The sequence below is a fragment of the Bradyrhizobium sp. UFLA05-112 genome (assembly GCF_053572325.1).
Genome location: NZ_JBANBK010000025.1, coordinates 93,834 through 100,030 on the forward strand (window position 1 = coordinate 93,834; position 6,197 = coordinate 100,030).

The 6,197-nt window shown below is 64.1% G+C and carries 8 protein-coding genes; 4 read left to right on the forward strand and 4 right to left on the reverse strand.

Going from position 1 to position 6,197, the window contains the following annotated elements:
- Window positions 1-13: 13 nt before the first annotated feature.
- The gene (locus tag SO180_RS17015) at window positions 14-481 is read right to left on the reverse strand and encodes a RidA family protein (protein WP_449379980.1); all 468 of its coding nucleotides are present in this window, start codon (window positions 479-481) and stop codon (window positions 14-16) included.
- Between the two features lie 38 nt (window positions 482-519).
- Window positions 520-729 (reverse strand): hypothetical protein, encoded by a 210-nt coding sequence (locus SO180_RS17020; protein WP_449379981.1) that lies wholly within the window; start codon window positions 727-729, stop codon window positions 520-522.
- Between SO180_RS17020 and SO180_RS17025 the strand changes: the two genes are divergently transcribed.
- Both SO180_RS17025 and SO180_RS17030 read left to right on the forward strand, forming a co-directional pair.
- Complete coding sequence (locus SO180_RS17025; RefSeq protein ID WP_449379982.1) at window positions 728-1,576, forward strand: cell envelope integrity EipB family protein; 849 nt, start codon at window positions 728-730, stop codon at window positions 1,574-1,576. The genes SO180_RS17020 and SO180_RS17025 overlap by 2 nt on opposite strands.
- Before the next feature lie 250 nt (window positions 1,577-1,826).
- Entirely contained in the window at window positions 1,827-2,228 is a 402-nt protein-coding gene (locus tag SO180_RS17030; protein WP_449379983.1) for a RidA family protein, read from the forward strand.
- A 124-nt stretch (window positions 2,229-2,352) separates the two neighbouring features.
- On the opposite strand, the gene SO180_RS17035 is transcribed toward SO180_RS17030, so the two are convergent.
- Together SO180_RS17035 and SO180_RS17040 are read right to left on the reverse strand one after the other, a co-directional pair.
- Window positions 2,353-3,645 carry a DNA polymerase IV gene (locus tag SO180_RS17035; RefSeq protein ID WP_449379984.1) on the reverse strand — a complete coding sequence of 431 codons (1,293 nt, stop codon included), beginning with the start codon at window positions 3,643-3,645 and terminating at the stop codon, window positions 2,353-2,355.
- Window positions 3,642-3,953, reverse strand: coding sequence for a DUF3572 domain-containing protein (locus tag SO180_RS17040; RefSeq protein WP_449379985.1), 312 nt, complete (start codon window positions 3,951-3,953; stop codon window positions 3,642-3,644). Before SO180_RS17040 ends, SO180_RS17035 begins: the two co-directional genes overlap by 4 nt.
- A 231-nt stretch (window positions 3,954-4,184) precedes the next feature.
- Between SO180_RS17040 and SO180_RS17045 the strand changes: the two genes are divergently transcribed.
- Window positions 4,185-4,550, forward strand: a complete 366-nt coding sequence (locus SO180_RS17045) for a response regulator (RefSeq protein ID WP_027523000.1) — start codon at window positions 4,185-4,187, stop codon at window positions 4,548-4,550.
- A 12-nt stretch (window positions 4,551-4,562) separates the two neighbouring features.
- Window positions 4,563-5,936 carry a PleD family two-component system response regulator gene (locus tag SO180_RS17050; protein ID WP_449379986.1) on the forward strand — a complete coding sequence of 458 codons (1,374 nt, stop codon included), beginning with the start codon at window positions 4,563-4,565 and terminating at the stop codon, window positions 5,934-5,936.
- Window positions 5,937-6,197 lie beyond the last annotated feature (261 nt).

Below are 6,197 nucleotides of genomic sequence, written 5' to 3' on the forward strand. Positions count from 1 at the left end.
TGTTGCTCCCGGATCAGGCGACCTCGAACAGGCCTTCGACCTCGACCGCCGCGTCCGCCGGCAGCGAGGCGACGCCGACGGTGGTGCGGGCATGGCGGCCCTTGTCGCCGAAGGCAGCGACCATCAGGTCGGAGGCGCCGTTCAGCACCTTCGGCCCGTCGACGAAATCCGGCGCCGAGTTGATGAAGCCGCCGAGCCGCACGACGCGCACGACCTTGTCGAGATCGCCGAGCGCCGCCTTGACCTGCGCCAGCAAGTTGATGGCGCAGCCGCGCGCCGCCGCTGCACCCTCTTCGATGGAGACGCCGGCGCCCAGCTTGCCCTTGGCGATCAGCGTGCCGGTGGGATCGAAGCAGAGCTGGCCCGAAACGAAGAGGAGGTTGCCGGTCCGCACGAACGGCACGTAATTGGCCACGGGAGTGGGGGCCTCGTGCAGCTTGATGCCCTGTTCCGCCAGTTTCTGCTCGACCGTGCCCGCCATGTTCCGACCTCGATGTCATCTGGAAATTCTGCCCGGCCTCAAGCCGGCCGGCGCGCCTGTTTCGCCGATTGCGCGGTGACATGCAAGGCGGCGAGGCGATGGCCCGGACGCCCGGCAGGGTTGCATGTTTCCGAGGCAAGGCTGCGATTTTCTGGGAAAAAGCGCAACTTTCCGTGAAGCGGCCGCAGTTGCGACGCAATGCGCCGGTCATTAAAATGACGAATCTCGATTTCCCAAGGAATATTCATGGTGCACCTTTTCCGGACGTCGCTCGGTGTCATGGCGCTCGCGGTTGTGGCTGTTGGCGTTTCTGGCAGGGCTGAGGCCGCGAATGGTCCGTTCCTCTCGCATCAGGCCCTGTACGATTTAAGCCTGGTCAAGTCGCGTTCGAGTTCGATCAACAGCGCGCGCGGGCGCATCCTCTACAATTTCGCCGGCAATTCCTGCGAGGGCTACACGTCGGAATTCCGCCAGGTCTCCGAGCTCGACAGCGGTGAGGGCAAGGTCACGCTCAGCGACCTCCGCTCCAATTCCTGGGAGGACGCGGCCGGCAAAAGCTATCGCTTCAAGATCGAGACGCGAATGAACGACGTCGACTCGAGCCAGGTCGATGGATCGGCCGAGCGCGATGGCGACCACATCAACGTCAAATTGAAGCTGCCGGCGCCGAAGACTTTCACGCTCGACGGCAGGACGGTGTTTCCGACCGAGCAGATCCAGCGCATCATTGCCGCCGCCAAGGAGGGCAAGTCGCTGCTCGAGCTTTCCGTCTATGACGGCTCCGACAATGGCGAGAAGGTCTACAACACGCTGACCGTGATCGGGCAGCCGATCCCGGCCGACCGCGCGGCGTCCTCGCCCGATCCGTCGACAGCGGACGAGCACATGAAGTCGCTGACGCGCTGGCCGGTCACGGTCAGCTATTTCGATCGCGAAGCCCAGCAGAAAGAGGGGGAGCAGACCCCCGTCTACGCGATGTCGTTCGAGCTCTACGAAAACGGTGTCTCCCGCGCGCTGGTGCTCGACTACAACGATTTCGTCATCTCGGGCGCACTCGGCAAGTTCGACGTCAAGGATACGAAGCCGTGTAATTGACAAGCGTCATCATTCCGGGGGGCGCGAGATAGTCCAACCTTAATTCCTCATCCTGAGGAGCGCGGAACGCGCGTCTCGAAGGATGAAGGCCCCGCTGGTGGCCTCGCCCTTCGAGACGCGCGCGAAGAGCGCGCTCCTCAGGCTGAGGGTCCGGCACTTCGTCGCTTTGCTGTGTTCGCAATGACGGTCTGGCTTTGAGCTCTGTCCCCCGCTACGCTCCCTCCCAATCACAAACATCAGGGAGGCACACATGCCGAAAATCGACCATCTCCGCCCGAGCGGCCTGCACCACAACCCGGCCTATTCCCACGTCGTCACGGCCTCCGGCGCGCGCACGATCTACATCTCGGGGCAGGTCTCCGTGGACGAGGAGGGACGGGTGGTCGGCGAAGGCAATCTTGCAGCGCAGACGACGCAGGTGATGCAGAATCTTGGTCTCGCGCTCAAGGCTACGGGTGCGACCTACGCCAACATCGTGAAGATCACGACCTTCGTGGTCGGCTACAAACCTGAACTCCGTCCGATCATCGGCAAGGCGCGCTCCGCCTTCTTCGAAGGCATGGACCCGCCGGCGAGCACGCTCGTCGGTGTCACGGCGCTCGCGGCGCCGGAATGGCTGATCGAGATCGAGGCGGTGGCGGTCGCGGATTGAGGCGCGATCGTAGATTGGCGCACGCGCTCAGAGGCGGTCGTGATCAATCGAGAAGCCGCGGCGTACTGGATGCCCGGTCGAGCCGGGGCATGACGCCGGTATGTGGGCAGGGACATGCTGTCCCTCACTCCTGCTCGGCCTTCTCCGGCCCGTCATAGGCAATCCCGCGGATCACGGCGGCGCTGCCGAACTTCTTGCGCAAGCCGTCGATGGCGCGTTCGGCGTGGGCGGCGCGCCGGTCGAGCATGTCGGTATCGTCGGCGGCCGAGCCCGTGCGGAGTGCGCTGACGCCGGCGCCCATGAGGCGGAAGGCGGTGCCGTCGATCTCCTTGGCCAGCATCTCGCGGCAGATCGAAAATATCTTTGCGGCAAGCTGCGTCGGCGCGTTGATCGACTGTGAGCGGGTGCGCTGGCGGAAGTCGGCGGTCTTCAGCTTCAACGTGATGGTCGAGCCTGCAAGCTCGCTGCTCTTGAGCCGTGACGAGGTCTTCTCGCAGAGCCGCCACAGGATCTTCTCGAGCGTCGCGAAGTCGCGGATGTCGCTCTCGAATGTAGTCTCGCTGGAAATCGTCTTGGCGCCGCGATCGGGCTCGACGCGGCGATCGTCGATGCCGCGCGCGAGCCGCCAGAGCCTGCGGCCATCGCTCGGAAACTGCCGCATCAGCTCGATCTCGTCGGCCTTCTGCAGGTCCGCGATGATGCGGAAGCCGCGCTGCACCAGCCGCTCTTGCGTCGCCGGTCCCACACCGAAGATGAAGCCGACCGGCTTGTCGGCCAGCATCACGCGCGCTTCCTCCTGGTCGAGGGTCGCAAAGCCGCGCGGCTTGTCGAGGTCGGAGGCGATCTTGGCCAGAAACTTGTTGCAGGAGAGCCCGACCGACACGGTGATGCCGATGTCACGTTCGACGTCGCGGGCAAAGCGCGCCAGCACCTTGGCCGGGATCATGCCGTGAACGCGCTCGGTGCCGGAGAGATCGAGAAATGCCTCGTCGATCGAGAGTGGTTCGACCAGTGGCGTCAGCGCCTGCATGGCGTGGCGCACCTCGCGGCCGACGCGGACGTATTTGGCCATGTCCGGCCGGATCACCGTCGCGTGCGGGCAGGCTTCCAGCGCTTTGAACATCGGCATGGCCGAGCGCACGCCAAAAGTGCGCGCGATGTAGCAGGCGGCCGACACTACGCCGCGTTTTCCCCCGCCGATGATCACGGGCTTGTCGGCGATGTCGGGATTGTCGCGCTTCTCGACCGTCGCGTAGAACGCGTCGCAGTCGATATGGGCGATGGTCAGCGCGGCGAGCGCGCGGTGGCGGGCGAGGCGCGGGGAACCGCAGGCGGAACAGCGCCGTGCGGTCACGCCCTGGTCGGCCAGACAATCCCGGCAGAAGCAGCGGGGCCCGGCCGCCTCAGGAGTGGTCACGGCACGTCACGCTCCCAATGCGGGTCACCCAGCGCATCTCCAAGGACTTGCCGGGCCGCGGCAATGTTGGTCGGATGGAGCTCCGAGGCGCCCGCAAAGGCCTTCACGGTCGCGTCATCGCGCAGCACGAAATCGAGCACGCTGATCAGGAAATTGGGGTCGGAGGCCGCGTTCCGCAGCGTCTCCGGCCCGATGCCTGTCTCGGCCAGAAACAGGCCCAGCCGCTCGGGATCGCCGGCGACGAAGGATAAGGCTTGAATCGCAACGATTTCAGCTACTTCGCGGGGGTTTTGAACAGGCTTTTTCAAGCGGACGATTTGCCTTTCCGTTAACTTTCGGGCTCTAATTTGGAATCATCATGCCCGAGTCTAGTAAGCCCAGACAAGCAACTGGAAACCACATCGCGGAAAGTTGGCCCCCGGGTTTAACGAAACTAGAGCGAATCTGAGGCTAGTTTGAATCCAGTTTTCGAAGCGCCCGCGGAAGGCGCCTGAGGCGTCAGATGTCGAACAGGTCTCCTGACAATTGGGAGGGACGGGATGGCTAAGACCGTCCTGATCGTGGAGGACAACGAGCTCAACATGAAGCTCTTTCGCGACCTGTTGGAGGCGCACGGCTATCAAACGTCGGGCACCAGCAACGGCTACGAGGCGCTCGATCTCGTTCGCAAGATGCGTCCCGATCTCGTGCTGATGGATATTCAGCTGCCGCAGGTGTCGGGGCTCGAGGTGACGCGCTGGATCAAGGATGATCCGGAGCTGCGCAACATTCCCGTCGTCGCGGTGACCGCGTTCGCGATGAAGGGTGACGAAGAGCGCATACGCGAGGGCGGCTGCGAGGCGTATCTTTCCAAGCCGATCTCGGTCGGCAAATTCATCGAGACGGTCCGGCGTTTTATCGGGTAGGGAGTGAGTCAGGTGTCCGCGCGTATCCTCGTCGTCGACGACGTCCCTGCCAACGTCAAGTTGCTGGAAGCCAGACTCTCGGCCGAATATTTCGACGTGATGACGGCCTCGAACGGCGCCGAGGCGCTGGCGATCTGCCGGAGAGCCGAGTGCGACATCATCCTGCTCGACGTCATGATGCCCGACATCGACGGGTTCGAGGTCTGCCGCCGGCTGAAGACCGATCCGCAGACACATCACATTCCCGTCGTGATGGTGACCGCGCTCGACAGCCCCGCTGATCGCGTGCGCGGGCTGGAAGCCGGCGCCGATGACTTTCTCACCAAGCCCGTCTCCGACGTCGTGCTGATCGCGCGCGTGCGCTCGCTGACGCGGCTGAAGATGATGACGGACGAATTGCGCATGCGCGCCATCACCTCGCTCGAGATCGGCGTGCAAGCGCCGGAGCGCAGCGCGGTGGCCGACACCGGCAAGGGCGGTCGCATCCTCCTGGTCGACGACCGCCAGTCCTCCTATGAACGGCTGGCGAGCCTGCTCGCCGCCGAGCACACCGTCGACGTCGAGCCCAACCCGACGGAGGCGCTGTTCCACGCCGCCGAGGGCAATTATGACCTGCTGATCGTCTCGCTCGACCTCAACAATTTCGATGGGCTTCGGCTATGCAGCCAGGCGCGCTCGCTGGAGCGCACCCGCCACGTGCCGATCCTCGCCATTGCCGACGCCGATAGCGGCACGCGGCTGCTTCGCGGGCTCGAGATCGGCGTCAACGACTATCTCCTCCGCCCCGTCGACAAGAACGAGCTGCTCGCGCGTGCGCGCACGCAGATCCGCCGTCGCCGCTACACCGATCATCTGCGCGACAACGTGCAGAACTCGATCGAGATGGCGATCACCGACGCGCTCACCGGCCTGCACAATCGCCGCTACATGGAAAGCCATCTGGCAACGCTCGCCGAACAGGCCTCGACACGCGGCAAGCCGCTGGCGCTGATGATTCTGGACATCGACTATTTCAAGTCGATCAATGACAATTACGGCCATGATGCCGGCGACGACGTCTTGCGCGAATTCGCGGTGCGCGTGCGCAAATCAATTCGCGGCATCGATCTCGCCTGCCGCTATGGCGGCGAGGAGTTCGTCATCGTGATGCCGGAGACCGACCTGCACGTTGCCGGCATGGTCGCCGAGCGCCTGCGCCGCTCGATCGCGGGCGAGTCATTCTCCGTCCACAAGGGCACCAAGCGCATCGAGGTCACGATCTCGATCGGCCTCACCACGCTGGAGACGAAGGGCGAAGCAGTGGCCGATGTGCTCAAGCGCGCCGACACCGCGCTCTATCGCGCCAAGCACGACGGCCGCAATCGCGTGGTGGCCCAGGCGGCGTGAGGCTGAAGGCGTGATTCAGGGCGGGTGAGGGGCGCGTTGTTCTTGCCGTCCACTCCGCCGTCATTCCCCGCGAAAGCGGGGAATCCAGTACGCCGCAGCCTATCAGTATCCAACAACCGTCTCTGGAATACTTGTATGGGCTTGGTCAAGGATGAGTGGTTGTTAGATCATTTCAGATCATCTGCTTGTTCGAAGGAGGCGGACGTCTGCTGGTCCTGACCTCAAGACGGCTGGCCGCCTGTGGTGCGGCGGGCGTCAAGG

What these genes read in the sequence shown, in the direction of transcription:
- SO180_RS17015 (WP_449379980.1), bottom strand. Translation starts at nt 481, where the DNA reads ATGGCGGGCACGGTCGAGCAGAAACTGGCGGAACAGGGCATCAAGCTG.
- SO180_RS17030 (WP_449379983.1), top strand. Translation starts at nt 1,827, where the DNA reads ATGCCGAAAATCGACCATCTCCGCCCGAGCGGCCTGCACCACAACCCG.
- SO180_RS17025 (WP_449379982.1), top strand. Translation starts at nt 728, where the DNA reads ATGGTGCACCTTTTCCGGACGTCGCTCGGTGTCATGGCGCTCGCGGTT.
- SO180_RS17020 (WP_449379981.1), bottom strand. Translation starts at nt 729, where the DNA reads ATGAATATTCCTTGGGAAATCGAGATTCGTCATTTTAATGACCGGCGC.
- SO180_RS17045 (WP_027523000.1), top strand. Translation starts at nt 4,185, where the DNA reads ATGGCTAAGACCGTCCTGATCGTGGAGGACAACGAGCTCAACATGAAG.